This is a genomic window from Paenibacillus sp. Leaf72 (assembly GCF_001422685.1).
GTDB lineage: Bacteria > Bacillota > Bacilli > Paenibacillales > Paenibacillaceae > Pristimantibacillus.
The window spans coordinates 207,811-232,890 of record NZ_LMLV01000012.1; the positions used below are offsets into that span (position 1 = coordinate 207,811).

A 25,080-nucleotide genomic window follows, 5' to 3' on the forward strand; every position below is an offset into this window, starting at 1 on the left:
AGGAGGCGCTTATGAGGCCATTTTTGGTTGCAGCTGTGCAATATAGCTTGACGGGCATTACGGCCGAGGAAGCATTTTGGCAAAAAATCACGGCTACCATCCAAGAGGCCGCAGGACGGGGCGCGGATCTTATCGTGTTTCCCGAATACATGACCGCACAATTGCTGGGCTTTACGGAGGAAATGGATCATGAGGCAGCCTGCCGTTACTTAGACAGCTATACCGAGGATTATATGGCCTTGATGCAAAAAAACAGCCGCGAGCAGGGCTTGATGATTTTGGGCGGCACCCATATTTGCAAGGAAGACGGGAAGTTTTACAATAAAGCCTTCCTGTTCTTCCCGGATGGACGGATAGAGACGCAATGCAAGCTGCATCTCACGCCTGAGGAGCAGACACGCTGGCCGCTGGCGGCAGGGAACAGCCTCAATATTGTGGAAACAAGCTGGGGCAAGCTGGCGATGCTGACCTGCTACGATATCGAGTTTCCCGAGCTGGCTAGGCTTGCTGCCGATCAAGGCGCGGAGCTGCTGTTATGTCCGTCTTATACGGACACCTCCTTCGGCTATTACAGGGTGCGCCTTTGCGCGCAGGCGCGGGCGATTGAAAACCAGCTGTTCGTTGTGCTCAGCGGTATCGTTGGGGAGCTGGGCGAGGATCGTCCGCAGGTCGACCGCGGCTATTGCCAGGCGGGGCTGTTCACGCCCTGCGATGTTCCTTTTGCCGAGGATGGCATATTGGAGACGGGCGAGCTGAATCAGGACATGTTCGTGATGGCCGAGTTGGATTTTTCCATGCTGCGCACAAACCGGGAGCAGGGTATGGTCGCTCCTTTTTATGACCGACGTCCTGACCTTTATAAACACCAAGAAAATAGGCTGCTGAGGGAGTGCTGAAGATGGAATATTCAACGTATGGCCGCCATGTCGCAATGGACGCTTGGGGCATTGCATTCGAGCATTTGAACGCCGCTGATCTTTTGAGTCAGCAGATGGTACAAGCAGCAGAGGCGAGCGGCGCGACGATTTTATCCGTACAAGCGGAGCAGTTCGAGCCGCAGGGGGCGACAGTGCTCGTCATGCTGTCGGAAAGCCATATGTCGATCCATACGTATCCCGAGAAGGGCTTTGCTGCGCTTGACTGCTACACCTGTGGCGATACCGTCGATCCTCATGTTGCGATTCAGGCGATGCTCGTGTTTCTTCAACCAGAGGAAACAGCGGAGGTGAAAATAACGAGGGGCATGGGCGAGCTCGTTATTAATCGTTTCCCGCTTGCGAATCGCGCGGAGTGTGACGCAGCAATTCCAGCTTCGGTCCTTGGGAGCCAGCAAGAGGAAGGGAAAATGAAGCCGTAGCCGAGCGGAGTCGCGGTACCAGTGTGCCACGAATGCGAATCCGAATGCGAATGCGAATCTGAATACGAATCCGAATGATTCTGCCGTATTCCCACTGCTGGCGGACACCAGAGCCGTTATTTTCGGGAAAATAACGATTTTGGGATTTTCACGGACACCAATGACCTTATTTTGTTGTTTTCCTCTTCTTTATACGCCGTTTCGGTGAAATAACTGATTTGTAGTCCTCTCAAGCAGATTTTGTTCCACTTTTCTTCAAATAGTGGATCTCGTGTCCGATAGAATGAACAAGCGCCGGGTGTTCCGCCCTGTCTCCAGATAACCACGATCGCGTGGCAAATAAAGAAATAGCGCCAAGCCGGCAGGCTTGGCGCTATTTGTAATCGCATAGGCATAGAATTAAACTGCTTGCTGGAATTGCTAGCCGATGCGGCTATGATCAGCCAGCGTTGCTATCACTAGACCGTGCGGCGGAAATAGTGGCGGTGCCAACCGCATCGTTGGCCGGAGCGGCAAGGGCTGTCGCATCGTTATTAGCGCTAGGTATCCGCTCATTGGCAGCTGTCTCATAGCCGATGAAACCTAGCTGTAGCAGCACGACTATGGCGATGAGCCAAACCCTGTTTCCAATGAAAAATCCGGGTTTATCGCTTCCCTCATAGTGGCCCCCACTCTTCAACAGGCGGCTTGCGAACCAATAGGACAGTCCGAGTGCGACAATGCCAAGCAGCGCAAGCGTGACCGATTTGTTCAGCAGCGTCCACAAATAATCGTAATATTTGATTGTGAGAAAGAGGAGCCAGAAGAAGAAGCTTCCCGCTGTTTCCAGCGTTTGCTCACGCTTGATGAACAGGAATACTGCAGCCGTCAGCAGAATGAAGGCAAGCACATTAAACAGGACTACTGAATAAGCAAATACCGGGTCCAGCGATGTCATCCATAAGAGAAAAATATAGCTGAACAGCAGGCTGCCCTCCCTCATATGGGCGCGCCGCTCGCCATTCAAACCAGCGAATGAGCTGCCGTATACCACTGCATTTAGCACGGTCAAGGAAATGATGATGATCGAATAAGCATCGCGCATGTTTTGGAATAGCTGATAGAGCACAATCGCAGCGGCAATATTCATCAGCATATAGGTGATCAAATGCTGCATCCGTCCTTGAAGGCGAAGCCAACTGATGACGGCAATAGCCAAGAAAATGACGCTCAGCGGCGCTTTCCCGATCCAGGCGATGGACACGAGTCCCATGGCGAAGCCAACCGTAAACACCGTGTAGCGAACGACCGCATTTACGCGTGGCAGCAATAGCATCGGTACGATGAACAGCAGCGATAAGGCATAAAGGGCATATTGCGTCTTCAGCGGCCCGTTCTCATCCGTTAGCAGCACGACAAGGCCAATAACAGAAATGCTGCCGATGATGATGCCCACAATCGTAATAACTGTTGAGACGATGCTGCCCAGCAGATGGTGGTCAGTGGTCTTTTCTGCTGTAGTATTCACGGACTGCTGAGCAGCTTCCGAAGCAGACTCTTTAACACTCTCTGTCGTTCTCTCGGCAGCAGTGGTTTTATTGCCTAACTTGTTCATATAGCGGAAAAACAGCACATTTGCCGTAAGCAGCACGATAACGAACAAGATGCCTAGCACGAAACGGAAGACGGACTCGGTCTCCAACGAGAAACGGATGAATTTTGCTACCGTATAAGCGGATGCAGCGAGTGCGGTAAGAGTCAGCATCGTTTTATCAAGCCGTATGCGCATGAAGTAATAGAAGCAGGTCGCAATGACGGCGATATCCAAAACATTCATGAAGAGCGATAGGCCGGCATGGTCAAAGGCGCCAGCGAGGTTGAGCAGCGAAATATGCAGCATTACAAAGCTTGCCAGACGAACGATTTCAGAAGCAAGCCGCTTAGTCTGTGCCAGCAGGAACAGAGCTAGATTGAACGCCACAAAAGTGGAATCGGCCAGCAGGGTGTTCATCTCCACATTAGGAGTAAACAAACGATAATCGAATAAAAAATACAGCGTGAAATGCGCCAGTATATAAGTCAGCACATATAGCGGCTTGTATCGCGTTATCCAAGCGAGCAGCAGGCTCGGCAGAGTTGAAATGAGACAAATGACGTAAGGAGGCTGATGCAGATTATATATTTGGTCAGCAAGCGCTGCGGCTGCTCCAAAGGCGATGCAGCCTGCGATGAGGAGGATGCCGCTTAGAAAAGCGGACAAGCCAAGCGGAAGCTTGCTCCGGGAGAAGCCGAAAGACAGCACATAGAAAAATAAAACGAATCCGCCGGAGGTCAGCATTTTGTGAGAGCTGCTGAGTCCGCTCCAATTCGCAGCGAATAAATAGAAAATAGCCGCAAGCAGCAATGCAATGCCCATCAGGAAGCCCATTCTTATCATGTTTATACGCAGCATAGCGTTCACTTGCCTTTCTCTGGAAGTATACGCCTCATTATATTCTCCTATTTGCCAGCGAACTAGTACTCACTTTTTATAGTACCGAATCGCCTAACAGCAGCTCGAAACTATTTTCCTGATTTTGGCGTTTAGATCATAGGAGTAGATGGAATGAGAGAAGGGGTTGGTTTCTAATGGTTCTGAAAATAGTGCAGGCAGCAGCTGTTTGTATTCTGCTGCTCACAGGCTGCTCCGCAGCCGAGAATGCGCCGCAGTCCGATACAGCGGCATCCGCCAACACGGCATCACCTGAAGCTGAAGCGACGCAAGTGCCGGAAGCTGGTTCGGCGCTGGAGCCAGAGTCTTCCGCGGGTTCAAGCCCGAGTGAAACGGCTGATGCATCCGCCAACACGCTCGCCGATTTTGAACCGGGGATGGACATTGATTGGGAAGCGGCTCAATCCGAGCTGAAGGAGCAAGGGATGGCGGAAGCGCTGCACGCGAATTTGGAGGCGCTGCTGAAGCAGGATCAGAAGGCATTTAACAGCACCTTTCTTGATCAGGCGCATGCGGAGCCGTTTCAGTTTTATTTGAGCTATTACCAATATTATTTTACGGGAATCGGAGATGTCACTTACTTTGACTCTGGCAATATCAATGTAGTTGTAAAGGTCAATTTATGGTCGGAGGCAGGTTTCGAAGAGAACAGCGCAATGACCTACACCTTCCAAAAAAACAAAGAAGGCGGCTACAAAATCGCCGTTATCGATTAAGCGGTCTATACCGTCGGCTTGCTTTTTTACCGTAAAACGCAACTTCATCTTAGTAGGAAGCGTCTATATTTTCAGCATATCAGAGGAAAAAATGACTAAAAAATCTGGAGGTTTTAAGGAAATGAGATTCAAACGGGCGCTTCTGCTCCTCTTATTATTTATATTGATGATCCCGGCAGGCGTAGCGCCAGCTTCTGTACAAGCTGCGGCAGCGCCGACGATTCAAATTGTACTGGATGGCAAAGTGGTAAGCAGCGATGTCCCGCCGTATTTGCGGGAGGATTTGAACGTAACGATGGTGCCGCTGCGCGTCATTAGCGAAAGTCTGGGCGCACAGGTGAGATGGTCGCAGGCGGCTAAGCAAGTAACGATTAGTCAGGATGATACGATTATTACGATGGTTTCGGGGCAAAATAGCGCATTCGTGAACGGCAGCGTCATTACGCTCGATGCGACGGTTCAGACCGTGAGCGGCCGTGTCATGGTACCGCTTCGTTTTGTCAGCAATCAGCTGGGCGTTGCTGTGAGATGGGATAATGAAGCCAAGGTCGTTAATTTGTACAAGGATACCGTTAGTCCGGTACCAAGCACGCCAGCGAGCCCGGCCGCAACGCCTGCTCCAACACCCTCGGCTACCGCGAAGCCGAGTCCAACGGCGACTCCGATACCAACTTCTACACCGGCCCCAACTCCTGCTGCTACAACAGAGCCGATGCCGCCGGTAGTCGTACCGACTCCCGCTGCGGGCACCGAGCTAAGAGGAGTTTGGGTATCGACGATCTACAATTTGGACTTTCCTTCAACGGCTTCCTATGGAAAACAGGCTGTGCAAGAGAAGGAATTTAAAGCATTGCTCGATGATGTGCAGGCGATGGGGATGAATGCCGTATTCGTACAGGTTCGTCCATCGGCTGATGCGCTTTACCCATCATCGCTTGTCCCTTGGTCGAAGGTGCTTACGGGCAAGCAAGGAGTAGCGCCTACCTACGATCCGCTGCAATTTATGCTGGATGAGACGCATCGCCGCGGCATGACGTTCCATGCCTGGTTCAATCCATTCCGGGCGAATACGGATACAGATACGAGCAAGCTCGCTTCCAATCATGTAGCGGTGGAGCATCCCGACTGGATGCTGACCTCTGGCTCGCAGCTGCTCATTAATCCGGGCGTTCCGGCCGCACGCCAGCATGTGATTGATGTCATTATGGAAGTTGTGAACAATTACGATATCGATGGCGTGCATTTGGACGATTATTTTTATCCGTCCAACATTACGCTGAGCGATGATGCCACATTCAAGGCCTATAACAGCAAGAAGCTGGCGACCAAGGCGGAATGGAGACGCAGCAACATTGATGAATTCGTAAGGCAGCTCGACGAGTCGATTCATAGCGTCAGGCCGACGGTTGATTTTGGCATCAGCCCATTCGGTGTATGGCGCAACAAATCGCAGGATGCGAACGGCTCCGAAACGAATGCTGGAGTCACTGCCTACGACAGCATGTCGGCTGATGTGCGCAAATGGGTCAAGCAGGGCTGGATCGATTATGTCGCTCCTCAAGTGTATTGGAGCATGTCCCTCTCCGCAGCGCGTTACGATAAAGTGGTAGATTGGTGGGCAGCCCAAGTGGCGAACACGGGTGTCGATCTTTATATCGGCCATGCCGCCTACAAGCTGGGAACGAAAGAAACAGGGTGGCAAACCTCGGAGGAACTGATCAAGCAGCTGAAATACAATACGAAGCATCCTGAGGTGAAGGGCGATATTTATTTCAGTGCCAAAGACCTGCGCAAAAACCCGCTCGGCATAATTGAAGCTTTGAAAAGCTACTACGGGAAGTAAGATCGAACAGCGTCCAAACGCACTTCTATATTTATAAAATAAAGCCAAAACAGCCGCTGTCCCCTTTTTAAGGAAGGGAACAGCGGCTGTTTTTTATTAGCCTCCAAGCAGCAGCGTGCCTGAGCCGTTTGATTTACAAAAGGTCCTGACGTGCCTGCTTCAACGCATCCTCAAGCCCGCCTTCAACAATCGTAAGCGGGACGGACAGCATGAGGTTGGTTGGCAGCTCGAAGTTTTCTACCTGCATGCCATCCTGATACAGTCCGGTTTGCGAATTGATGCCCGGCAGCAGCTTCTCTGCCTGTGTGCGCTTATCGCTGACGAAGCCGTACAGCTTCTTATTCATCGCGTAGCCAAGCCCGCACTCAAATACAGTGCCGGAATCCGGCTCATGCCCGCGAAAAGGGTTCAAGTTGGCGATGATGACATCGGCCTTCTGCACAAGCTTGACGTTGCCAGCGAATATCGCCTGCGCCGTCTCCCATTTTGTCGGTGAAGGCTTAATATCTTTATCCAGTGGGAAAATGCCTTCAAAGCCGTATGCTTCGCACAGCTCCTTCATTTGCTTGCCCAGCTCCACAGCATCGGTGCGGAACACCTCAAAGCCCGCCATGTATACTTTTAGTTTCCCAGTTGTCGTCTCGTCCATTCCCATTCTCCTTCGTGCCTAAGGCACGTTTTTAAGCTTTATTCTACTACGTCTCTAATTAAAGTAGCAATAAAAAGGCAGCTGCCCGGCTTGACTGGCTGGTCATCCAAGTCTATACTGGAACTAATTTGAAGAAGGAGGCTGATGTTATATGAGCACAATGAGCAGAGGATTGGTTGTTATGGCGTCGGTCTCTACGGACTTAAGCTAAGAAGACGGATAGAGCATTAGGCTTATGCTGGGCAAGGCGCAGCAGGGCTGCTTTTGAAGCTTTTTTGTGTCCGCAGGAGACCAGGTTGGTGTCTTGCGGACTTTTTTTCATGCGAAAGGGGCTCTGGCCGCCGAAAGGTGGAGACAGACAGCCCTTTGCGCTTGTGCATACGGATGCTGCTCCCCAGCATCGCTGTGCGAGAAAAAGACCGCAGGATCATGCTGTGGTCTTTTTTTGTTGTACCTAAATAAATAATCATTCGACAAACGGAGGAATACGATTTGACATTGAAACCAGAAAATCAAGAAATCAAGCAACAACCGGATACACAGAAACAAAAAACGCTGCTGCAAGCCTATGGCTGGAATGAGCATTGGGAAGCGGAGCTGCAGCGTGCAAGAGCAAGGGCAGGAGCAGGAGCAGGAGCAGGAGCAGGAGCAGGAGCAGGAGCAGGAGGTGTACCGCTGGTGGCAGCACGTGTAGTAGCACAATTTTCGCATCAGTACCGAATTGTGACGGAGGCAGGCGAGCAGGCGGCCGTTGTCACCGGAAAGTTCGAGTTTGAAGCGGTCAATCGCGGTGATTTTCCAGCGGTAGGGGATTGGGTGCTGGTGCAGCCGCTTCCCGGTGAAGCGAGGGCCGTTATTCATGCGCTGCTGCCTCGCCGCTCAGCGATGGTGCGCAAGGAGGCGGGACAGCGGGTCGATGTGCAGGTGATCAGCGCCAATCTGGATTATGTTTTTATAACGAACGCCTTGAATCAGGATTTTAATTTGCGGAAAATAGAGCGTTACTTGCTCGCTGTCTGGGAAAGCGGGGCGAGGCCGGTTGTGCTGTTGACCAAGGCCGATCTTTGCGATGACCCGGATCATTATGCTGCACTGGTGGAGGGGGTAGCTCCCGGCGTTCCCGTCCATGCCGTGAGTGCTTTTGAAAATCAGGGGCGGGAGGCGCTATCCGAGTACTTGCTCCCCGGGCAGACGATTGCGATAACCGGCTCCTCCGGTGTTGGCAAATCAACGCTGCTTAACTGGCTGGCAGATGCCGAGAAGCAGCGCGTCCAGGACATTCGCGAAAGCGACGCCAGAGGGCGGCATACGACGACGCACCGCGAAATGTTTGTGACGCCGAGCGGCGCGATTATCGTTGACACGCCAGGTATGCGGGAGCTGCAATTATGGGAGTCGGATGAGGGGATGGATACGACTTTTTCTGATATTGGAGAGCTGGCTGCCAGCTGCCGTTTTCAAGATTGCCGTCATGAGCGGGAGGAGGGCTGTGCGGTCAAGCAGGCGATTGCGGATGGAACGCTGGAGCAGCGCCGCTTCGCCAACTTCAAGAAAATGGAGAAGGAGCTCGCTCATATGGCACGTAAAGAGGAATCGGTGAATAGGCGCACGAAAAAACAGGCCGAGAAGCGCGTATCCGCCAAATCGCGGGTAGGCAGACGAGCGGCTTCGGTCTATGCGGGCGATATAGGCGATGATGAATAAATAACTCAACAGCGACTAGAAATATGCTGAATACAGGCTCTGAAACTGCGAATAACGAAAAACCGTCTGCTCCCGAAATTCCGGAGGCAGGCGGTTTTTCGTGTCCAGCATACGCTGGATCTGCGATTTAAAAATCCCGCTCAGCGTCAAAAATGTCGATCAGCTTGTCCAAATCCACCTTGATGCCGGATTCGGCGAGGTTCAGCTTCGTATTTTTCAACAGATCGTGCAGCACCTCGTAAATTTCCTCGCGCTCAATCGTCTCAATGAAGCCGCTGCGGCTGTCCATTTTATTGAGCGTAGCTGTAAAATCCGTCACGAGCGCCGCCAGAGCAGCGTGTACTTCCGCGGCATTCATGCCGGAGGCGGCTTGTTTTTCCAATGCCCCGAGCTCGCCCAGCATTTTTTTATAGAGATTCATCGCTTTTTTGGCGTTGGTGCTCGTAATATGCTCGCGGCCGTCCCAGTCGCGAAACGGATTGGTCAAATTTTCAGCCATCCATTCGGGCTTGCGGGGCTTGGTGACGGATAGATCAAGGCCGCTTGCGGCCGCTTTTTTGTAGCGGGCTTTGATCGTCTTGGCGGCATCAGCCGGAAGGCTGTCCAGCCATAGCATGCTGAGCTGCGGCAGCGTATCTGGCAGCGGAAACTCCTCGCCGGTGAAGCCAAACAAATCATAGGTTGTAAAGGTATGGAGGCCTATTAGCTTGACGATTTTGCCCATGTTGGCAGCGTACCCTGGCGCTCCCCAAATCCGCAGCTCGTGCAAATGAGGAAACTGCCCGGCGAGCTCGGCCAAATCGATGTCCGCCACTCCGCGAATATTCAGTGCCCCTAACTGGCTCAGTCCGTAATGGCTTGTCGCTTGTTTATCCACCATGAGCAGAAGCTCCTTGCCATCATGCTCCGCGTAAATACGCAGCTTCTCGGAAACGGTGCCGACCAAGGAAAGCTGGCTCAGCCCTTTAGGAAGCGTTAGCGATTCTACATCATCAGCCTTTAAAATAAGGCGGTTTAAGCTCGTGCCTGTGAAATCCAGCTCTGTAGCGCGGGGATCGTCCAAGCTCAGCTCAGTTATAAACGGTGTGTCTCGCAAATAGTCGATCAGTTCCGGCTTATACGGGTGCGAGGTATGAATCGCAGTTAAGCAGGGCAGCTTATGCAGCTCCGACCAATCCTCCAGCTGCTCCAGCGCTCCTTGGCGTATCGTGCTTGTTGACAGCTTTGCCGGAAATCCGGCAATGTTCACCTGTTCGTCGGAGCCCGCTGCTGCTTTAAAACGGGCGCGAAGCTCAGCTGGAATCGCCTCCCACTGGAGCTGGCGATATAAGCTGCCTCCCGTCCTCCAGCTGGCATAGCTATTGCATTCCGCTTCAATAAGCGGAGGAATATTGCCGACCAAGCGATAATGCTTGGGCACATTGGCGTCCACAAAGCTGTAATCCCAGCGGTCGTTCCAAAAATAATAATTGCATACGAGTGGCTTTATATGCTGAAGCTCAACCTCAGTCGGCAGCTGGTCGCTGTGCCAATCCAGTTCCAGGACGGCGGCCAAAACTTTGTGACGGCTCGAAGCTTGCTCTTTTATCCTAATAACCTGACAGGCGGCATATTGCTGAAGCCGCTCTTCATATACAACATAAATATCTCCAATCTTGGCGATCATCTTATCATCCTTTCGGTACGAAGCACAGCTATAAGAAAATTATACCAAAAAGGATAGGAGCAGCCGTCCGCCGGAGGGGCTGTTCTTGGGCAGGGCGGTTAGGGCTGTGGGCTTAAATCCAGCTCATACAGCGGTCATATGGTCATTATGCCACAGCTTAAGCGGTGACTAATACGCCATTTTTCAAATGTAAAATGCGGTCACATAAATGCAGTACACGCTCATCATGGGTAACCATAACGGCGGCTTTTCCATGTGTTTTCACCTCACGGGCGAGCATCGCCACAACATCTTGTCCACGGCTCGCATCCAGGCTCGCCGTCGGCTCATCGGCAAATAAAATAGCCGGGTCATTCATCCAGGCACGCGCAATGGCAACCCGCTGTTTTTCTCCGCCAGAGAGCTGATTCGGATAGGCTGACCGCCGATGCAGCAATCCCAGACGCTCCAGCAGTATCGCTGATCGTACCTGAGCCCCTCGTTTATCCCTATCAGCCAGCTTGGCGACGAGCATAAGCTGCTCCTCCACCTTCAAATATGGAAGCAAATTAGCGCTTTGAAAAATAAAACCGATGTTATGCAGCCGCAGCTTGCTGAGCTGCTGCCCGTTTTTGCCGGCAAGCGATTCGCCGTCGATGAGCACCTCGCCGCTTGTCGGCGTCAGAAGCGCCCCTGCGATGGATAGAAAGGTGCTTTTGCCTGAGCCGGAAGGCCCCATAACCGCGACGAGCTCTCCCGCCTTTACTTCAAGCGATAGCTTATCCAGCACGGTCAGCTCGGTATCGCCATCATGATAAACCCGTGTAATTTCATTCAGCATAAGCTTTGTCGTTGTCATCCTGCAGCCCTCCCTATCGCATCAAGCGCATCGGTTCGCGTCACTTGAAGGACTGAAACAAGCGAGCCAAGCAGCGACATGGCGATAAACAGCAGGCAAGTATAGCCGATTGTCACTGGCGATAGCTGAAATGGCATGGAAGCAGGCAGCGCCGCCTCCATGACCGCGACCAGCATGCAGCTTACGGCTAAGCTTGCGACAGCGAGGACAAGTGCTTGAGCCACAACGCTGCGGGCTAAATAGATGGTTTTGGTGCCAATTGCTTTAAGGATGCCGAATTGGCCTGTCTTCTGAATGGTAATGACGTAGAAGAAGACGGCAAGCACGAAAGCGGAAATGACGAACAGGAAGCCGATCATCATCATTAGCGAGCCTTGCTCTTCCTTGTAGCCGGGAATGCTGGCTACCGCTTGTTTATTCGTAATCATTTCCGTACCTTCAAGCTGCTGTGAAAGCAGCTCCGCTTCTGCATCCGTTGCTTGAATGGCGATGGCGTTGAAGGGAGCGGCAAATGAGGGATCAGCCGCAGCCCGGCCTGCCATTTGCTGCTTCAGCTGCTGCCAGTCGCGCAGGTTCATAAATACGGCAGGCGTATGGCTGAACGACTGATTTTCCGTAAAGCCGCTAACGGTCCACGTGAGTCCCGTCGTTTGGTCATGCAGCAAGCTGCCGACGGTAATGCCTTCCTCCGCCAGCTTGCGGTCTACGACAACTTCCCCGGCTCCCGTGTTTGTGACGGCTGAGCCGGAGACGACCGTCGGAGCGAGCCAGCTGCCCATGTCCACACCAAATAACGTAATGTCTGTTTTCATCCCGTCTGTTCCGCCGGTTACCGTCGTCATCTGCACGCCAAGCCGCTGGGCATTCGCGTCGCCAACGACCGAACGGGCGGTGTTAAGCTCCTTCTCCCCAACGATGGAGCGGGCGAAGCGCTGGCTCGCGTCCTGCTGCATAAGGAAATGGGTAGCAGGCATATTTTCAACCGCAGAGGCATTCGCATAAGCGAGCCCGCCCGCAAGTCCGGTTACGAACAGGACCAGAAAGGAAACGAGCAGCATAATCGCCATAATGAGCAAATAACGGGTTTTGGCAAAACGCATTTCTCTAAGAGCCAAATACATTCTCATCCCTCCTACTTGTGATGCCACAAGTGTAGAAAGTGAAAATGAACGGCGTATGAACGGCAAATTACAAATGAGGATAACCATAAAACGATAAGTTAGGGTTGGGGAAGTGTCACGGTGAAGGTCGTGCCTAGACCGGGCTCGCTTGCAGCCTCAATCGTCCCGTTATGCAGGTGGACGATCTTTTGGGTAATGGCGAGCCCTAGCCCAGAGCCGCCCGAGTCGACCGAGTAATCTGGACGGTCGTGCGGGCCAGAGTCTCCACCGATCCCTCGTTCTCTGGCCCGATCGGCGCGGTAGAAGCGATCGAACAAAAACGGCAGCTGCTCCTTGCTGATGCCATCTCCCGTGTCGGTGACCCGAATGACACAGCATCCTCGCTCAAGCTTGGCTTCAATCTCAATCGCCCTTCCTGCCGGCGTGTATTTTACAGCATTGGACAGCAGATTCATCCACACCTGATTAAGCAGCATTTCATCGCCATCGAGCATGAGAGAGCTGGGGACAGCGATCTTGAGCGCAAGCTCCTTCTCCGTCAGCTGCCACTCCATCACTTGCGCAACCTGTCGCAGCTGAGTACGCAGAATGAAGGGCTTGCGCTGAAGCACATCCGCTGCCTGGTCCAGCGAGGAGAGCAGCAGCAGCTCCTTGGTGAGTGCCGCAAGGCGGCGGCTTTCCTCGCCAATGATAGCGGCGTAATGGGTGCGTTCCCCAGCTGGCACATCCTTCTCCGCCAAAGCTTGGGCAAAGCCTTGTATGGAGGTAAGCGGCGACTGGATTTCGTGCGAGACGTTGGCGACGAACTCCTGCCGCGCTTGCTCTACCCGCTCCAGCTCCTGGCTCATGGTTGTAAAATGGGCGGCGAGCTGCCCGATTTCATCCCGCCGATTCGTATTTAGGGACAAGGCATAGTGTCCTTGGGCAATTCGCTTCGTTGCTTCCGTCAGCCTCGTGACGGGCTTGACCAAATAGCGGGTGCTGAGCAGGAAGCAGAGCAGGCTGAAGGCGACGGTCAGCAGTCCGATCATCGCGAAGAAGCTGCGCAGCTCGCCAAATTGCAAAATGACATCCGGGCGTATGAACAGGGCGTACTGCTTGCCGTCCAATTGCAGCGGAACGCCAACCGTATTGCTGAGCGTGTTATCGAAAAAGCCCGTAATGAAAGGCTGATTGGGAAACTCTGCGATGCCGTGGTATTGCCCGCCGGCAAGTACGCTGCTCAGCACGTCATCCGCCAGCTCTTTTTCACGAAAGGCACGCCCGAAAAAAAGCTCCTCTTCCTGACCGTCCGCCAGCAATATCTCATAGCCGAGCTCGGCTGCATTGGCAAAGTAAGCGGTGGCCAGCTCCGGCTGGGCTTCAGCGAACTGCTGCATTTGCAGGGCGATGCTCGTCAGCTTGGCATCGTTATAGGGCTTGAGCTTGTTATGATAATAAAGATTGGAGACCAGAAACCCGAGCAGGCTGCTGCCAATAATCGCCGCCATTGCCACTAGAAATACTCTGGAGTATAGCGACTTCATGGCGCTGCCGCCTCGATCTTATAACCGATGCCCCGCACGGTCGTAATGCGAAAATCTTGATCATGAGCGGCAAAACGCTGCCGCAGCCGTTTTATATGCACATCCACCGTCCGTTCATCCCCTTCATAATCCGCCGCCCATACGAGCCGTATAAGCTCCTCGCGGGAAAACAGCCGTCCTGGGTATTCGGCAAGCTGCGCCAGCAGCTCAAACTCCTTAAGCGGCAGCAGCAGCATCGCATCGCCATCGGCAATCTCGTAGTTTCTACGGTCAATGGTGAGGCGGCCGAGCTGGATTTTGTCACTGGAGGAAATGGAATAACGGCGAAACAGCGCCTTGATGCGAAACAGCAGCTCCTCTGGTTCAAACGGCTTGGTGACATAATCGTCAGTGCCGCGCAAATAACCCTGCTCCTTATCGGTCAGCTGCTCCCGCGCCGTCAGCAAAATAATAGGCATATCATAATTCGTCCGAATGTACCCGCAAAGCTCCAGTCCATCCATCCGCGGCATCATGACATCTAGTATCGCAAGATCCACCGAATGCTCCTTTAGCTTATGCAAAGCATCCTCTCCCTCTTTTGCCTCAACGACGCGATAGCCTTCTTTCGTCATAAAGTGCCTCAGCAGCGTGCGAATATGGGGATCGTCGTCGACTACAAGCAGCGTTTTCATCGTAACCTCCTGAATAAAGCGAATGAATTAGAATTTCCTTATATTTCTAACTGTAGCATTTGCGATAATGTTACAATACAGGAACTATACAAAAATTCAAAGCGTGGAGGTACGGATGGTGAAGGTATTGATTCTGGGAGGAACGCAGTTTTTCGGAAAAAAGCTTGTGCAGCGGCTTATTGATCAGCAGGCGGAAGTGACGATCGTTACTCGCGGCATTAAGCCTGACCCTTTTGGCGACATGGTAAAACGCATATGTGTCGACCGAACTGACGCGGCCGCATTAGCTGAAGCTGTTGGCGGGTCAAGCTTCGACGTCATCTACGACAATATTTGCTTCTCGCCTAAGGAAGCGCGGGAGGCCGTTCACCTATTTAGTGGTCGCACGAGCAAATATATCGTCACTTCTTCGATGAGCGTATATCCATTCGGTGAGGAACCGCTCACGGAGCAGGTTTTTGATCCTTATACTTGCGAGTTGCCCGAGCCGGATACATTCTCCTCCCTCAGTTATGCCGACGGAAAACGGCTAGTTGAGGCGGTTTTTATGCAGGAGGCGCCGTTTCCGGTAGCAGCGGTTCGCTTTCCGATCGTCCTCGGGCCGGATGATTACACCCGCCGGCTGCACTTCCATATTGAACATGTGCAAAAAGAAATAGCGATTGGCATGCCTGCTCCCGCAGCGAGGCTTTCGTTCATTCACTCAAATGAAGCGGCTGAATTCCTTGATTGGCTTGGTAAATCTGAGCTTACAGGGCCGATTAATGCTTGCTCTCAAGGAAAAGTTGGCTTGAATCAAATCATGTCGCTTATTGAAAGAAATGTGGGTAAACGTGCAAAAATTGTTGAAGAAGCATCCGAACAACATCAGTCGCCGTTTGGAGTGCCTGCTTCATGGTATATGGATACAAGCAAGGCGGAATCGGCAGGATTTGCATTTAAGCACATAGATGGTTGGCTGCCAGAATTGATTGATTTGCTGGCAAAAACGAAGCAATAAAGTGATTTTATAAAGAGGAGAAGAGGCTGATGCTGGAAAGGTTTGAAGGCGATGATACGGTGCTGGAGCAGGCTTCATTCCTCGCCGATGAAGTCGCCTATAATATCATTTACCGAGTTTGTGATTCGGAGACGAAGCTCTGCTGGAAGACGGCGGATGATACGTTGATTTTTGCAAAAACACCCGGCAATAGCGGCTGGCTGTGGATGGCGCCCGGGCTGCCGGACGCGGTTCGTGAGAAAATGGCTCGAAATCTGGCGGGGCAGCTGTATAGAGAAGGCATTGAGGTGACGGGGATATCGGGCAGCCCAGAGCTGGCTGGACTTTTCGCCAGAGTGTATCCGCCGTTAACAGGGCAGAGCCAGCGTCTGCATATAAAGCTGGAGGCTTATCGGTGCCCAGTTGTACGGCAGCCTTCAGGCATCGCGGGGGCCATAAGGAAAGCGAGAGCGGAAGATATTAAGACGGTGGCTGGCTTCATCGCTGCGTTCACACAGGAGGCATACGGCCAGCAGGTGGAGGTAGCTAGCCAAATTCCGGCTGCTGCGGAAATGGTAGAATCGGGTGAATTATATGTGTGGGTGGAGGCGGAGAAGCTTGTATCCATGGCAGCGATAGCCCATCGGACGGCAAGGCATGCTAGAATTAATGCGGTTTATACGGAGCCGGATGCGAGAAATCACGGATTTGCCAGTGCATTGGTTGCAGAGGTGAGCGCCATTATTGTGGCAGGGGGGCTAGAGCCGATGCTGTATGCGGAAGTGCAAAATCCTGCCGCAAATAAAGCGTATCGCAATATTGGGTTTCGCCCCAGCGGACAAATTTTTGAATACCGCTTCACCTAGTACGTCCTGTACACTCGCCGCTTGTTGCTCGCAAGTATGTTAACCTTCGTGATATAATTTGGTTAACAGTGAAAGCGAGAAGCGGGAGGAAGTGTCATGAACATTCGTTTGCGGGGCCATCATTTATTTTGTCTGCTCGGTTATCGAGGCAAGGGCTACTCGGAGGGCTTCTGCGTCAATATGACAGCCGTTTATGAGCAGCTGCGTCAGCAGCCGGATACGGTCATCGAAATTATTGACGGGCCTGACGATATTTGCAAGGCGTTCCCGACGGATAAGCCGTCCCATTGCCAGAATACGAGCGTCTACCAGAAGGACCAAGCCATTTTGAAGGAAGTTGGTTTAACGATAGGCAGTGTGGCAAAATGGTCCGATGTGTGCGAGTCAGTCGCAAGCCGCATTGTGCCTGACGATATTAACCGCCTATGCTCGGACTGCCCATGGCAGCCGTACGGCATGTGCCAGGAGGGCATCAGCCATATCCGCGAATCTCGAGAGCTAAGGGCGCTCCCGGTCCCTTACTTTGAATCTACGTCTAACTAGAAAGTTGCGTGATATATGATATTGGGCAATATTCTAATTTATGGGTTCCTCTTCTTTTATGTTGTTATATTTCTTTTGATCACATTCATAATAAGGAAAAAGTCAAAAAGTAAGATAACACATACGGGTTATTGGATTTTAGCAGTTTTATTCCTATTGTTAGGTATTAGTACTTGGTTACTGTTGGATGGTGCTAATAAGGCTGTAGCTGTTCTCATTCCCGTTATCATGCTGTCAATGATCACTGTCATTAAAATGATGAGGACGCAATAAAAGAAGAAGCAATCCCGAGAGGTTAATACTCGGAATTGCTTCTTTTTGGTTAATGATCATAACGGGCTTGCCAACTATAATTAAAGCGGTTCACCGCTAATTTCCATGCCCCGAACGCCATCCATGGAGGCCATGACGAGCGTTAGATCGCTGAAAAGGCTTGTTCCTTTGAATTTCACCTGAATAATAACATTCATCGTCTTCGAACCGCCCATTTGCTCGGAGGAGTCATCGTCATCATCCAATATGGTCAGCTTATGAATTTTCATGCCGTGCTCATGGAAGGTGGCGACTATGTCCTGCAAGCCGGAAGAGTGCTTCGCCAGCTTAAATCTAATTTCATGAATGCGTTTTGCCCGTGAAAATGTTTTTTCCAGTTTGTTGAACACAAACAAAGATATCACCGCCAATGTAGTAGAGATAGCTGCTGCAACATAAAATCCAGCTCCAACCGATAGACCGATGGCTGCTACAACCCACAAAGAAGCTGCCGTTGTCAGGCCCGAAATGCCATTGCCCTTGCGGAGAATGGTGCCAGCTCCCAGGAAGCCGATGCCGCTGATGACCTGCGCCGCGAGCCTTGCCGGATCGAGACTAACACGAGGCTCGTTCGCGAATGCAGCGAATCCGTACATGGATAGCAATACGACGGTAGAAGAGCCTAGAGATACGAGAATATGCGTACGGAAGCCTGCGGAGTGGCCGCCGAATTCGCGCTCCAGGCCGACAAGCCCGCCAAGCACGACTGCGAGCAGCAGGCGAATGGTCAGCTCATAATAGCTGATTTCCCACACGGAAGAAACGGCGTTCGTCATGTTAATCTCCTTTCCTGAAGAGTGGCGGCTGCGGCTGCGGGCGGGTAAACGAATCAGGTTTATTTTTCAAGCAAAAATAAAAATCTACACGCAAGTACGCTTCCTCCCCATCTTATGCAATTAATGATGCCGTCAACACTGCTGCGGTTTATCAACGATAATACGATCGAATGACCGCATAGTCAATAGCTGGAAATTCCGGAAAGCAAGTGGAATGAAAGCGCTATACCTAATATTAGTTTAGCAGAAAGCACGTACCCGCGCAGTACAATGGCGCAAAACGGCTGAAATAAAAAGACGAAAAAATGAAATATAATAACTTTATAATGATTGATTTGATCAAATAGAACTGTGGAAACCGCTCCTTTACAAGCCCGGCCTGCTAATGAACCCACACGGTGATTAATTCGAGCGAAACATATAAATACTAATTGGTGAAAAGGGGGAGCGCATATGGGTGCTGGGGTTGTGGTAAAGCAGGTTTTACTAGCGGAGGAGAAGGGGACCTTCGTAACCCGCGAGGTGCCAAGCATTGAAGTGCAGCTAGGCGGGATTCCGGGCGACCGTCATTATGGACTGCTCCGTCCAGCGGATTCTCGGCAAAAAATTTATTCTCGCGGCACGATGATTGCAAACCGCAGGCAGATCAGTATTGTGTCGGCAGAAGAGTGTGCGATTATCGCGGAAAATATGGGCTTGCCGCTTATTAAACCGCAGTGGCTAGGGGCTAACCTGCTTATTAGCGGCATCGAGAAGCTGACGGAGCTTCCGGTAGGGACGAGACTGCTGTTTCCAGATGGTACAGGCTTAATTTGTGAAGGTGAAAATCTGCCGTGCATCGCCCCCGGCAAGGTCATCGAGGAGGCAATTGGACATGCAGGGCTGCACAGCAAATTTGTTCCTGCCGCCCGCAAGCGCAGGGGAATTGTCTGTTCCGTTGAATGCGAAGGCAGCATTAAAACGGGTGACAGCGTACGCGTCATGAGGGTTAAGGCTGAAGGATAGAAACGTGCAAAGCATATTTTGCGGCTGAAAAGGGTACGCTGGCTCGTATAGGGTGGTGGTCGCAAGTGGTAACCCCGTTTCATCAGCGAATGGCGGAGCTGTGGCTGCAAAGCAAAAAAAGACCGCTTTCGCCAAGCGAAGCTGCAGAGCTGGAGCAATGCCAGCAGCTCAATGTGAATTATGTCAGCGAAGCCGCTTATTTGGCGAATATGTCGCTGCTTGCTTCAATGAGCAAGGATGTAGATTGGCAGCATGAAATATGCAAGGAAATCGAGCAATTCCAGCTGACGGGCAAACGGAAAAAATCCGGCACGGCAGGTGCGGAATAAATGCTAAATCCAATAAGCAGCGCAAAGTACCGTTTCTCCGGGCGACAGTCTGGAGGAGCGGTATTTTCTATTTCGGATGGGTAAAACGGTCATATACACTTGTAGGGGCGTTTAAGGGTAAAATAGAGAGAGGAGTAATGAATTTTTTTTAAATATAGGAAAGGATATGATTTTTTTATCCATTCTCTATATTTCATCGCGAAACGGTAGCTTTGCCGCCAGAGGACGGCTTTCGGCCGTTTACGCTTGGGAAATCGGGGGAGTTTTGATGGAAACGGAATGGGAAGAGCGTATGGTGCAAGCTAGCAAGAGTGGAAATATTGCAGCGATTGAAACGCTTATTTCCGAAGGCATGGATTTGAATGATTTAAAAAATCCAGCAATCGTTACGGCTTCGAAGCAGGGCAAGCGCCCCGTATTCGAGTTTTTGCTTAAGCAGGGAGCGGACATTAATGCGGTGTCTCATGTGGGCAGCTCTGCCTTGTCTCATGCTGTCAGCTGGGGAAATGCTAAGGCGGTAGAAGTGCTGCTGGCACTTGGCATTGATGTCACCTTGCATGGCGGCCTTGCTTTGCGCGGTGCGGCGGGCGGGCGTCTGGATTTGGTCAAGATGCTGGTAGAGGCAGGAGCGCCTGTTAATTTTAATGAGCCGGACATGGTGCGCCCGTATGGCGGAACACCGCTGCAAGCAGCTGCCGGCATCGGGCATTTGCCAATCGTTCGTTATTTGCTGGAGGCAGGTGCTGATCCGGCGATTAAGGACAGCTATGGAGAGCGGGCTTACACCGATGCGAAGCGCTATAAGCATAAAGAAGTGATGGAACTCATCTATTCATACGAGCCGAAGGAGCTGCATGATTTCGATAACCGAGCGGCTCAATTGAAAAAAGCAGGCCTTCCCGCCGCCATTATACGCGACCTAGGAGAGACAAGCAGCCGGGTTGAAATGCCGGATTGTGAGCAGGTATCCTATATTGAATTTGGTTCGGTATTGGACGTCTCGGAACTGGAATATGGGGGGCTCAAGCTGCTTAATTTACTTGTTGATATGGACAATTATTCGTCGCTAGGCATGTTCGTCTGGGTGCCGGCACATAAGAAATTCGCCAGCTACGATGTGGAGCATCAGGAGCTGATGCTGCTGCCGGACGCGACATGGGCGAAGCTGCGGAAAAAGCCGGGAGCGTTCATCGACCGCATATTAAACGGCGAGTATGAGCCGGAGGCGCGGGCGGACTGACTCGGGAACACAGTCGGTCCGGTTGCATACAAATCAATAAAGAGACTTCTGTTCAAGCAGCTGCTGCTTACGGAAGTCTCTTTATTTTTGCAAGCTCATGGAGAGAACTAGCTATATCAAAAAGGTGTTGCGTTAAGCTGTTGCTTTCCCTTTTCTGAGGCTCATGCCTACCCATATGCAGTGCGCCGCGAGAATTGCAATAATAAGCAGATCCGGACCGATGGCGCTGCGATCGTTGCCCAGAAACTGAATCAGGTTATGGACAAAATGGAATAGAATCAGCGGCACAATATTGCGATTTTTCACCATTAATAACGCAAGGGAAAGGCCGACTGCCAAGGAGTAAACGATTTGAATCGTCGTATCTACCGCATTTTGCCCCGATAAAGCGTTCAAAATATGAGTGACACCAAACAGCAGGCTGGACACGATGACCGCGGTGGAAGCCGATTTGCGCAGCAGGATGTTTAGAATAAGGCCGCGGTAAACCGTCTCCTCTACAAAGCCGACAAGCAAGGTGAAAAAGATGAAGAAATAAATTTCGCCCGGTGTAAGCGCCTTGAGCCCATTCGTGCCAATTACGACCAGCACAGCTACGAGCGGAAGGTAATACTTCCAGCCGCCTTGCGGAATGGCAGACAGCGGGCGAAAGCCGGCAAAGCCCCATTTTTTTCGCAAAGTTAAGTAGATGATCAAGGCAAGCGCAATAGGGATGAAAGAGAGCAGCACAGGTGCGGTATAAGCCAGTTCTTTAATGGTGGCGTAGGCTCCGGCAGCAGAGACAGCAAACAGCAGCAGCAGCTGGATGATAAGGATTGCGAGCACAGGTCTCTTTTCAGAAAAAGTGGGTTTATTTAGGGGGCTCTTGTTCGTTGCGGTCATCATTTAAATCCTTCCTCTCTTTAATCGCTTGAATCCACTTCTGCTCCATTAGAAAATAGTCGAGTCCGTAGGACAGCACGGACACTCGGTAATAGTAGTTCTCCGGATTAGGAACTTCCTTCAACTCTCCAGCAACAATGCCGGAGGTGGCCTTCAGCCTGCCAATTTCCTGACCTAAACGCATCTGGTATTCACTAAGGCGCTGCTGGCGGGTGTCTTCATCCAAATAGTCGAAAAAGAAAACCTTGAGCAGCAGCTCGCTTCGCGACAGCTGAATCGGTTCCGCCAGCCAGGCGAGAAAGGTCGCTTTGCCTTCTGGCAGCAGTGTGTAGAGCTTTTTATTTTTGCTATGATCAAGCTCCGCCGATACGCTAACCCAGCGCTTAGTCTCCAAACGCTTTAAGGCGGGATACAAGCTTCCAAAGCTCGCCCGATAGAAAATGCCGACGGAATGGTCAATCGTCTTCTTCATGTCATAGCCGCTCATTGGCTGCTCCATCAACAGCCCCAATATTATGTTTTCTAGCATCGTGATTCACTTCCATTCAGGTATTTGAATTTGTTTATAATGTATCTAATCGATATATCTATTTGATATATATGAGCATACCTCGTTTTGGGAATTCGTCAACCATTTTTTGGAGAGGAGGCAGGCCCGCATGTTCAAAAGTTGAAGGGTGTGTAAGTTTTATTTATTATTTTGACAACTTTAGTTTACATTATGTCATGAATCCTGTATATTAAACGCATGGAGGTGGCCGTATGAAGCTCGATAATCGGGTTCGCGAATTACGGGCTCGTTTTCGAATGAGCCAGACGGAGCTGGCGGAAGCCATCGATGTCTCTCGGCAAACGATCAGCTTAATTGAACGGGGCGACTATTCCCCGTCAGTGGTTCTAGCGTTAAAGATGGCGAAGCTGTTTAAGGAGCCTGTGGAATTTATTTTCATATTGAATGATGAGGAGGAGGAACTTCAATGAGCAAGGGGAAATCACGGAAGCTGCAGTGGGTGCTTATTTTTGTCCTTAGTGGACTATTAGGATTTGGAGTTAGTTATTTTGGCATGTCGAATGCAGGGAAGTTGAATTTCGAAGGGATATCGGTGGGACTTTTTCGCCTTGATATCATCCATATGCTGTTTCTGGTCGCTTCTGTAGGAACTTGGGCTGCGAGCGTAAGGTACTGCCTGAAGTTTAACCAGGAGGAGGATAAGGAAGCGGGAGAGAAACTGCTTAGCTCCAGCATGATGCTGAACACGTTCGGTACGTATACGGCAATCGTTGGAAGCATGACGCTGCTTTCACAGATGATCATTGAGGACTTGCACGGCAAGCCAGTGCTCGCCCTTTTGATTATTTCGATATTGCTGGTGCTGGCGCATATTCGGCTGCAATCGCTGTTGTTTAAAGTGTTTAACCGCAATTTTCCGAAGCGGGTTTTTGATACCGGACGTCCTTTTGGAGCGAAGCAGGCCTATATGGACAAGCTGGATGAGGCGGAGAAATTCATTGTGTATAAAGCGTCATATCGCGCCTTCAACATGATCAACAATACGCTGTATGCGCTCGTATTTGTCACCTTTGCCTACTCCGCGTTAAGCAGCTTTCAATTGTTTCCGTTCCTCATCCTGTTAGTTTTGTTTATCGTGAACAATTTGGCGTATTTCAAGGAGACGAAGAAGTACCAGTAGCAAGCTGGCGCTTAGTGGCTGAACGGGCTTTAACCAGTAAAATCACGCCTATTAACATTTGAATACAGCCAATAAGGACGAAAAACCAAGGAAACACATATCCGAGAATGTTAGCGGTAACGGGAACGACGGCTAATTTATAACCCATTTCATAGTAACCGCTTCGTTTGATCAGGGTGATATCCAGATAATTATCTGTATGCTTGTCTATATCAACCGAACTAGCGGTTACTTGCTGGTCGGGGGAGATATAGACAAGATGGAATGATTTTTTCTCAGGCATCGTTTGTACGATAGCTATTTGATCCTGCTTATGTCCACGCTCATCATTGTTATGAAGGCGAAACACATCAATCCAAGCTCCCTCATAAAATTTTCCATTCTCATGGACAGGAACGTTCATCGGCCCAATAAGAGGAGCATCGTTCAGCAGCACCTGCAGCTCGTATCGATTTCCGCGTGGCTTCGTTACAATTTCAACCTCGTTTCCATTCAACTGACCATGGTTTCCGATCATATCGAGCTGATCAATTGTATATTGCCTGGATATTGACTTGGCTATTCTGCCTTCTCTATTCAACAAATAAATCGGGTTCAGCGAGGCGACGGCGACCCAGAGGCCTAATAATAGGAAAAATATACCGAATATTTTTTTCATGGCGAAAGTTCACAACTCATTTCAGTAATGTAGGGTAATGCCTTAATATTTTTATTCCTAAGGAAAAGGAGACGGCTGTCCCCGTGAAAAAGGCATAGAGCAGAATAGCCATCTCAGAAATATAGTAGCCGGGCGTTAGAAAAATAAAGCCGAACCCGCCCATGAAAGGGACGAGCATGGAGGGGATGAACCCGAAAATGGTCAATAATAAGGCGTAAACCGCAGTAGACTGGATATTCACAGACTTTAGGATGAGAACGATTAAAAAATAAGCAGGAACGACACAGAAAATAAAAAATAAGTTGATTCCCGTATAGAGTAGATCATCTTCGCTACGTTCAGAAATTGAAAGCACAGTATAAGCTGCTTTATAAAAAAACACTCCACATAAATAACTGAAGATAACAACTAGAAAATATATACCTAAACGCTTCATAATTTTTATTCCACCTAATTATTCATTCATCTTCAAATGGCTTCTCTAGCGTAAATATAACCTTTATTTAAACATTCCCACAGTTCTAACTTTCGTAGTACTTATTTTTATGATCCATGTTGGTCCGTTCGCTGTCTCCAATTTGTCCGGTAGATGTCCGCTGAAAAAGCTCTAAAATTGTTATAATTATCCTAACAAATGAGATGATTATGGCGATAGAGGAGGCTTAAGCAGATGGATGAGGCGAGGACGGTTATTGATTTTTATAAAAAAGAACTCTACCGCATCGGCTGGCGCATCCAGTACCAGGCGAAAAAGCAGCGCAAGCATGAATGCTCGCTCACCTATGATCCCGTACGGCCATATAGCGGTTCCGACCAGATGGAGCAGAAAATACTTGTGAAGCAGCTGCTTGCTGCGCTCCCCTCACCGCTGGGCCGAACGGTTATTCGTGAGCTGTATTTGCAGGACAAGACGGAAGCGCAGGTAGCCAAGGCGCTGAACATGAGCCAGCAGGCGGTGAATAAATGGAAGCAAAAGACGCTAAAGCAGCTATGTCAGATGATGAGTTCCTGAGGCTGCTCGACTTGGTTCGGCAAAATGACGAGCAGGCCACGCTTGCGCTGATCCGATTTTTCGAGCCGGAAATGAAGCGGATCAGCCGTTTTATCCGCATGCCCCAAGAGGATGCTGTGCAGAGCATGACTGCGGAGCTGCTTGCTTTTTTCAAGGAAGGACAAGAAGCCCCCTAGCCCAAATCGGACAGGGGGTTATAGGCAGCTAGGCATGCGGATAATTG

At 50.7% G+C, this 25,080-nt stretch carries 27 protein-coding genes; 15 read left to right on the plus strand and 12 right to left on the minus strand.

What is annotated here, in order from left to right:
* The first annotated feature begins 11 nt into the window (after positions 1-11).
* Positions 12-896: a carbon-nitrogen hydrolase family protein gene (locus tag ASF12_RS15630; RefSeq protein WP_056036388.1), complete on the plus strand. Its 885-nt coding sequence runs from the start codon at positions 12-14 to the stop codon at positions 894-896.
* A 2-nt stretch (positions 897-898) separates the two neighbouring features.
* Complete coding sequence (gene speD / locus ASF12_RS15635) at positions 899-1,357, plus strand: adenosylmethionine decarboxylase (protein WP_081418838.1); 459 nt, start codon at positions 899-901, stop codon at positions 1,355-1,357.
* A gap of 439 nt (positions 1,358-1,796) precedes the next feature.
* Here speD and ASF12_RS15640 read toward each other — a convergent pair whose 3' ends face one another.
* Positions 1,797-3,788, minus strand: coding sequence for a DUF2157 domain-containing protein (locus tag ASF12_RS15640; protein WP_162241900.1), 1,992 nt, complete (start codon positions 3,786-3,788; stop codon positions 1,797-1,799).
* Between the two features lie 176 nt (positions 3,789-3,964).
* On the opposite strand from ASF12_RS15640, the gene ASF12_RS15645 reads away from it, so the two are divergent.
* Positions 3,965-4,543, plus strand: a complete 579-nt coding sequence (locus ASF12_RS15645) for a hypothetical protein (RefSeq protein ID WP_056036392.1) — start codon at positions 3,965-3,967, stop codon at positions 4,541-4,543.
* Positions 4,544-4,664: 121 nt separating this feature from the next.
* Complete coding sequence (locus ASF12_RS15650; RefSeq protein WP_056036393.1) at positions 4,665-6,386, plus strand: family 10 glycosylhydrolase; 1,722 nt, start codon at positions 4,665-4,667, stop codon at positions 6,384-6,386.
* Between the two features lie 133 nt (positions 6,387-6,519).
* On the opposite strand, the gene ASF12_RS15655 is transcribed toward ASF12_RS15650, so the two are convergent.
* Positions 6,520-7,035 (minus strand): nucleoside 2-deoxyribosyltransferase, encoded by a 516-nt coding sequence (locus ASF12_RS15655; protein WP_056036396.1) that lies wholly within the window; start codon positions 7,033-7,035, stop codon positions 6,520-6,522.
* Positions 7,036-7,527: 492 nt separating this feature from the next.
* Between ASF12_RS15655 and rsgA the strand changes: the two genes are divergently transcribed.
* Positions 7,528-8,739, plus strand: coding sequence for a ribosome small subunit-dependent GTPase A (gene rsgA / locus ASF12_RS15660; RefSeq protein WP_235533176.1), 1,212 nt, complete (start codon positions 7,528-7,530; stop codon positions 8,737-8,739).
* A 127-nt stretch (positions 8,740-8,866) separates the two neighbouring features.
* On the opposite strand, the gene ASF12_RS15665 is transcribed toward rsgA, so the two are convergent.
* From ASF12_RS15665 to ASF12_RS15685, 5 genes are all read right to left on the minus strand, one after another.
* The gene (locus ASF12_RS15665) at positions 8,867-10,405 is read right to left on the minus strand and encodes a hypothetical protein (protein WP_056036398.1); all 1,539 of its coding nucleotides are present in this window, start codon (positions 10,403-10,405) and stop codon (positions 8,867-8,869) included.
* A gap of 157 nt (positions 10,406-10,562) precedes the next feature.
* Complete coding sequence (locus ASF12_RS15670; protein ID WP_056036399.1) at positions 10,563-11,243, minus strand: ABC transporter ATP-binding protein; 681 nt, start codon at positions 11,241-11,243, stop codon at positions 10,563-10,565.
* Complete coding sequence (locus tag ASF12_RS15675; RefSeq protein WP_056036401.1) at positions 11,240-12,364, minus strand: ABC transporter permease; 1,125 nt, start codon at positions 12,362-12,364, stop codon at positions 11,240-11,242. The genes ASF12_RS15670 and ASF12_RS15675 overlap by 4 nt, the downstream gene beginning before the upstream one ends.
* A 98-nt stretch (positions 12,365-12,462) precedes the next feature.
* The gene (locus tag ASF12_RS15680) at positions 12,463-13,890 is read right to left on the minus strand and encodes a sensor histidine kinase (protein WP_056036403.1); all 1,428 of its coding nucleotides are present in this window, start codon (positions 13,888-13,890) and stop codon (positions 12,463-12,465) included.
* Complete coding sequence (locus ASF12_RS15685) at positions 13,887-14,564, minus strand: response regulator transcription factor (protein WP_056036405.1); 678 nt, start codon at positions 14,562-14,564, stop codon at positions 13,887-13,889. The genes ASF12_RS15680 and ASF12_RS15685 overlap by 4 nt, the downstream gene beginning before the upstream one ends.
* Positions 14,565-14,679: 115 nt before the next feature.
* Between ASF12_RS15685 and ASF12_RS15690 the strand changes: the two genes are divergently transcribed.
* The 3 genes from ASF12_RS15690 (at position 14,680) to ASF12_RS15700 (ending at position 16,952) form a co-directional block, all read left to right on the plus strand.
* Positions 14,680-15,564, plus strand: a complete 885-nt coding sequence (locus ASF12_RS15690) for an NAD-dependent epimerase/dehydratase family protein (protein ID WP_056036407.1) — start codon at positions 14,680-14,682, stop codon at positions 15,562-15,564.
* Between the two features lie 29 nt (positions 15,565-15,593).
* Positions 15,594-16,409 carry a GNAT family N-acetyltransferase gene (locus tag ASF12_RS15695; protein ID WP_056036410.1) on the plus strand — a complete coding sequence of 272 codons (816 nt, stop codon included), beginning with the start codon at positions 15,594-15,596 and terminating at the stop codon, positions 16,407-16,409.
* 96 nt (positions 16,410-16,505) lie between these two features.
* Positions 16,506-16,952, plus strand: a complete 447-nt coding sequence (locus tag ASF12_RS15700; protein ID WP_056036412.1) for a DUF1284 domain-containing protein — start codon at positions 16,506-16,508, stop codon at positions 16,950-16,952.
* 353 nt (positions 16,953-17,305) lie between these two features.
* Here ASF12_RS15700 and ASF12_RS15710 read toward each other — a convergent pair whose 3' ends face one another.
* The gene (locus ASF12_RS15710) at positions 17,306-18,040 is read right to left on the minus strand and encodes an MgtC/SapB family protein (protein WP_056036414.1); all 735 of its coding nucleotides are present in this window, start codon (positions 18,038-18,040) and stop codon (positions 17,306-17,308) included.
* Between the two features lie 453 nt (positions 18,041-18,493).
* On the opposite strand from ASF12_RS15710, the gene ASF12_RS15715 reads away from it, so the two are divergent.
* From ASF12_RS15715 to ASF12_RS15725, 3 genes are all read left to right on the plus strand, one after another.
* A complete protein-coding gene (locus ASF12_RS15715; protein ID WP_056036415.1) occupies positions 18,494-19,045 on the plus strand; it encodes an MOSC domain-containing protein in 552 nt (183 codons plus the stop codon).
* Positions 19,046-19,110: 65 nt separating this feature from the next.
* The gene (locus tag ASF12_RS15720; protein WP_235533177.1) at positions 19,111-19,374 is read left to right on the plus strand and encodes a DUF7667 family protein; all 264 of its coding nucleotides are present in this window, start codon (positions 19,111-19,113) and stop codon (positions 19,372-19,374) included.
* 268 nt (positions 19,375-19,642) lie between these two features.
* A complete protein-coding gene (locus tag ASF12_RS15725) occupies positions 19,643-20,614 on the plus strand; it encodes an ankyrin repeat domain-containing protein (protein ID WP_162241901.1) in 972 nt (323 codons plus the stop codon).
* A gap of 132 nt (positions 20,615-20,746) precedes the next feature.
* Here the strand turns inward: ASF12_RS15725 and ASF12_RS15730 are convergent, their stop codons facing one another.
* Together ASF12_RS15730 and ASF12_RS15735 are read right to left on the minus strand one after the other, a co-directional pair.
* A complete protein-coding gene (locus ASF12_RS15730) occupies positions 20,747-21,499 on the minus strand; it encodes a CPBP family intramembrane glutamic endopeptidase (protein ID WP_235533178.1) in 753 nt (250 codons plus the stop codon).
* Positions 21,465-22,025: a PadR family transcriptional regulator gene (locus ASF12_RS15735; RefSeq protein ID WP_056036418.1), complete on the minus strand. Its 561-nt coding sequence runs from the start codon at positions 22,023-22,025 to the stop codon at positions 21,465-21,467. Before ASF12_RS15735 ends, ASF12_RS15730 begins: the two co-directional genes overlap by 35 nt.
* Positions 22,026-22,258: 233 nt before the next feature.
* Here ASF12_RS15735 and ASF12_RS15740 point away from each other — a divergent pair, with 233 nt between their 5' ends.
* Entirely contained in the window at positions 22,259-22,477 is a 219-nt protein-coding gene (locus tag ASF12_RS15740) for a helix-turn-helix transcriptional regulator (protein ID WP_056036420.1), read from the plus strand.
* Positions 22,474-23,187, plus strand: coding sequence for a DUF3169 family protein (locus ASF12_RS15745; protein ID WP_056036422.1), 714 nt, complete (start codon positions 22,474-22,476; stop codon positions 23,185-23,187). Before ASF12_RS15740 ends, ASF12_RS15745 begins: the two co-directional genes overlap by 4 nt.
* On the opposite strand, the gene ASF12_RS15750 is transcribed toward ASF12_RS15745, so the two are convergent.
* Positions 23,162-23,845: a hypothetical protein gene (locus tag ASF12_RS15750; RefSeq protein WP_056036424.1), complete on the minus strand. Its 684-nt coding sequence runs from the start codon at positions 23,843-23,845 to the stop codon at positions 23,162-23,164. The genes ASF12_RS15745 and ASF12_RS15750 overlap by 26 nt on opposite strands.
* A gap of 16 nt (positions 23,846-23,861) precedes the next feature.
* Positions 23,862-24,281, minus strand: coding sequence for a hypothetical protein (locus tag ASF12_RS15755; RefSeq protein ID WP_056036426.1), 420 nt, complete (start codon positions 24,279-24,281; stop codon positions 23,862-23,864).
* Between the two features lie 234 nt (positions 24,282-24,515).
* Here ASF12_RS15755 and ASF12_RS15760 point away from each other — a divergent pair, with 234 nt between their 5' ends.
* Both ASF12_RS15760 and ASF12_RS15765 read left to right on the plus strand, forming a co-directional pair.
* On the plus strand, positions 24,516-24,857 hold the full coding sequence (locus ASF12_RS15760) for a hypothetical protein (RefSeq protein WP_056036428.1): 342 nt from the start codon (positions 24,516-24,518) through the stop codon (positions 24,855-24,857).
* The gene (locus ASF12_RS15765) at positions 24,809-25,033 is read left to right on the plus strand and encodes a hypothetical protein (RefSeq protein ID WP_235533179.1); all 225 of its coding nucleotides are present in this window, start codon (positions 24,809-24,811) and stop codon (positions 25,031-25,033) included. The genes ASF12_RS15760 and ASF12_RS15765 overlap by 49 nt, the downstream gene beginning before the upstream one ends.
* The last annotated feature ends 47 nt before the right edge of the window (positions 25,034-25,080 follow it).

Coding starts and splice junctions, on each gene's coding strand:
- ASF12_RS15630 (WP_056036388.1), top strand. CDS start 12: ATGAGGCCATTTTTGGTTGCAGCTGTGCAATATAGCTTGACGGGCATT.
- speD (WP_081418838.1), top strand. CDS start 899: ATGGAATATTCAACGTATGGCCGCCATGTCGCAATGGACGCTTGGGGC.
- ASF12_RS15640 (WP_162241900.1), bottom strand. CDS start 3,788: ATGCTGCGTATAAACATGATAAGAATGGGCTTCCTGATGGGCATTGCA.
- ASF12_RS15645 (WP_056036392.1), top strand. CDS start 3,965: ATGGTTCTGAAAATAGTGCAGGCAGCAGCTGTTTGTATTCTGCTGCTC.
- ASF12_RS15650 (WP_056036393.1), top strand. CDS start 4,665: ATGAGATTCAAACGGGCGCTTCTGCTCCTCTTATTATTTATATTGATG.
- ASF12_RS15655 (WP_056036396.1), bottom strand. CDS start 7,035: ATGGACGAGACGACAACTGGGAAACTAAAAGTATACATGGCGGGCTTT.
- ASF12_RS15665 (WP_056036398.1), bottom strand. CDS start 10,405: ATGATCGCCAAGATTGGAGATATTTATGTTGTATATGAAGAGCGGCTT.
- ASF12_RS15670 (WP_056036399.1), bottom strand. CDS start 11,243: ATGACAACGACAAAGCTTATGCTGAATGAAATTACACGGGTTTATCAT.
- ASF12_RS15675 (WP_056036401.1), bottom strand. CDS start 12,364: ATGTATTTGGCTCTTAGAGAAATGCGTTTTGCCAAAACCCGTTATTTG.
- ASF12_RS15680 (WP_056036403.1), bottom strand. CDS start 13,890: ATGAAGTCGCTATACTCCAGAGTATTTCTAGTGGCAATGGCGGCGATT.
- ASF12_RS15685 (WP_056036405.1), bottom strand. CDS start 14,564: ATGAAAACGCTGCTTGTAGTCGACGACGATCCCCATATTCGCACGCTG.
- ASF12_RS15690 (WP_056036407.1), top strand. CDS start 14,680: ATGGTGAAGGTATTGATTCTGGGAGGAACGCAGTTTTTCGGAAAAAAG.
- ASF12_RS15695 (WP_056036410.1), top strand. CDS start 15,594: ATGCTGGAAAGGTTTGAAGGCGATGATACGGTGCTGGAGCAGGCTTCA.
- ASF12_RS15700 (WP_056036412.1), top strand. CDS start 16,506: ATGAACATTCGTTTGCGGGGCCATCATTTATTTTGTCTGCTCGGTTAT.
- ASF12_RS15710 (WP_056036414.1), bottom strand. CDS start 18,040: ATGACGAACGCCGTTTCTTCCGTGTGGGAAATCAGCTATTATGAGCTG.
- ASF12_RS15715 (WP_056036415.1), top strand. CDS start 18,494: ATGGGTGCTGGGGTTGTGGTAAAGCAGGTTTTACTAGCGGAGGAGAAG.
- ASF12_RS15725 (WP_162241901.1), top strand. CDS start 19,643: ATGGAAACGGAATGGGAAGAGCGTATGGTGCAAGCTAGCAAGAGTGGA.
- ASF12_RS15730 (WP_235533178.1), bottom strand. CDS start 21,499: ATGATGACCGCAACGAACAAGAGCCCCCTAAATAAACCCACTTTTTCT.
- ASF12_RS15735 (WP_056036418.1), bottom strand. CDS start 22,025: ATGCTAGAAAACATAATATTGGGGCTGTTGATGGAGCAGCCAATGAGC.
- ASF12_RS15740 (WP_056036420.1), top strand. CDS start 22,259: ATGAAGCTCGATAATCGGGTTCGCGAATTACGGGCTCGTTTTCGAATG.
- ASF12_RS15745 (WP_056036422.1), top strand. CDS start 22,474: ATGAGCAAGGGGAAATCACGGAAGCTGCAGTGGGTGCTTATTTTTGTC.
- ASF12_RS15750 (WP_056036424.1), bottom strand. CDS start 23,845: ATGAAAAAAATATTCGGTATATTTTTCCTATTATTAGGCCTCTGGGTC.
- ASF12_RS15755 (WP_056036426.1), bottom strand. CDS start 24,281: ATGAAGCGTTTAGGTATATATTTTCTAGTTGTTATCTTCAGTTATTTA.
- ASF12_RS15760 (WP_056036428.1), top strand. CDS start 24,516: ATGGATGAGGCGAGGACGGTTATTGATTTTTATAAAAAAGAACTCTAC.
- ASF12_RS15765 (WP_235533179.1), top strand. CDS start 24,809: ATGGAAGCAAAAGACGCTAAAGCAGCTATGTCAGATGATGAGTTCCTG.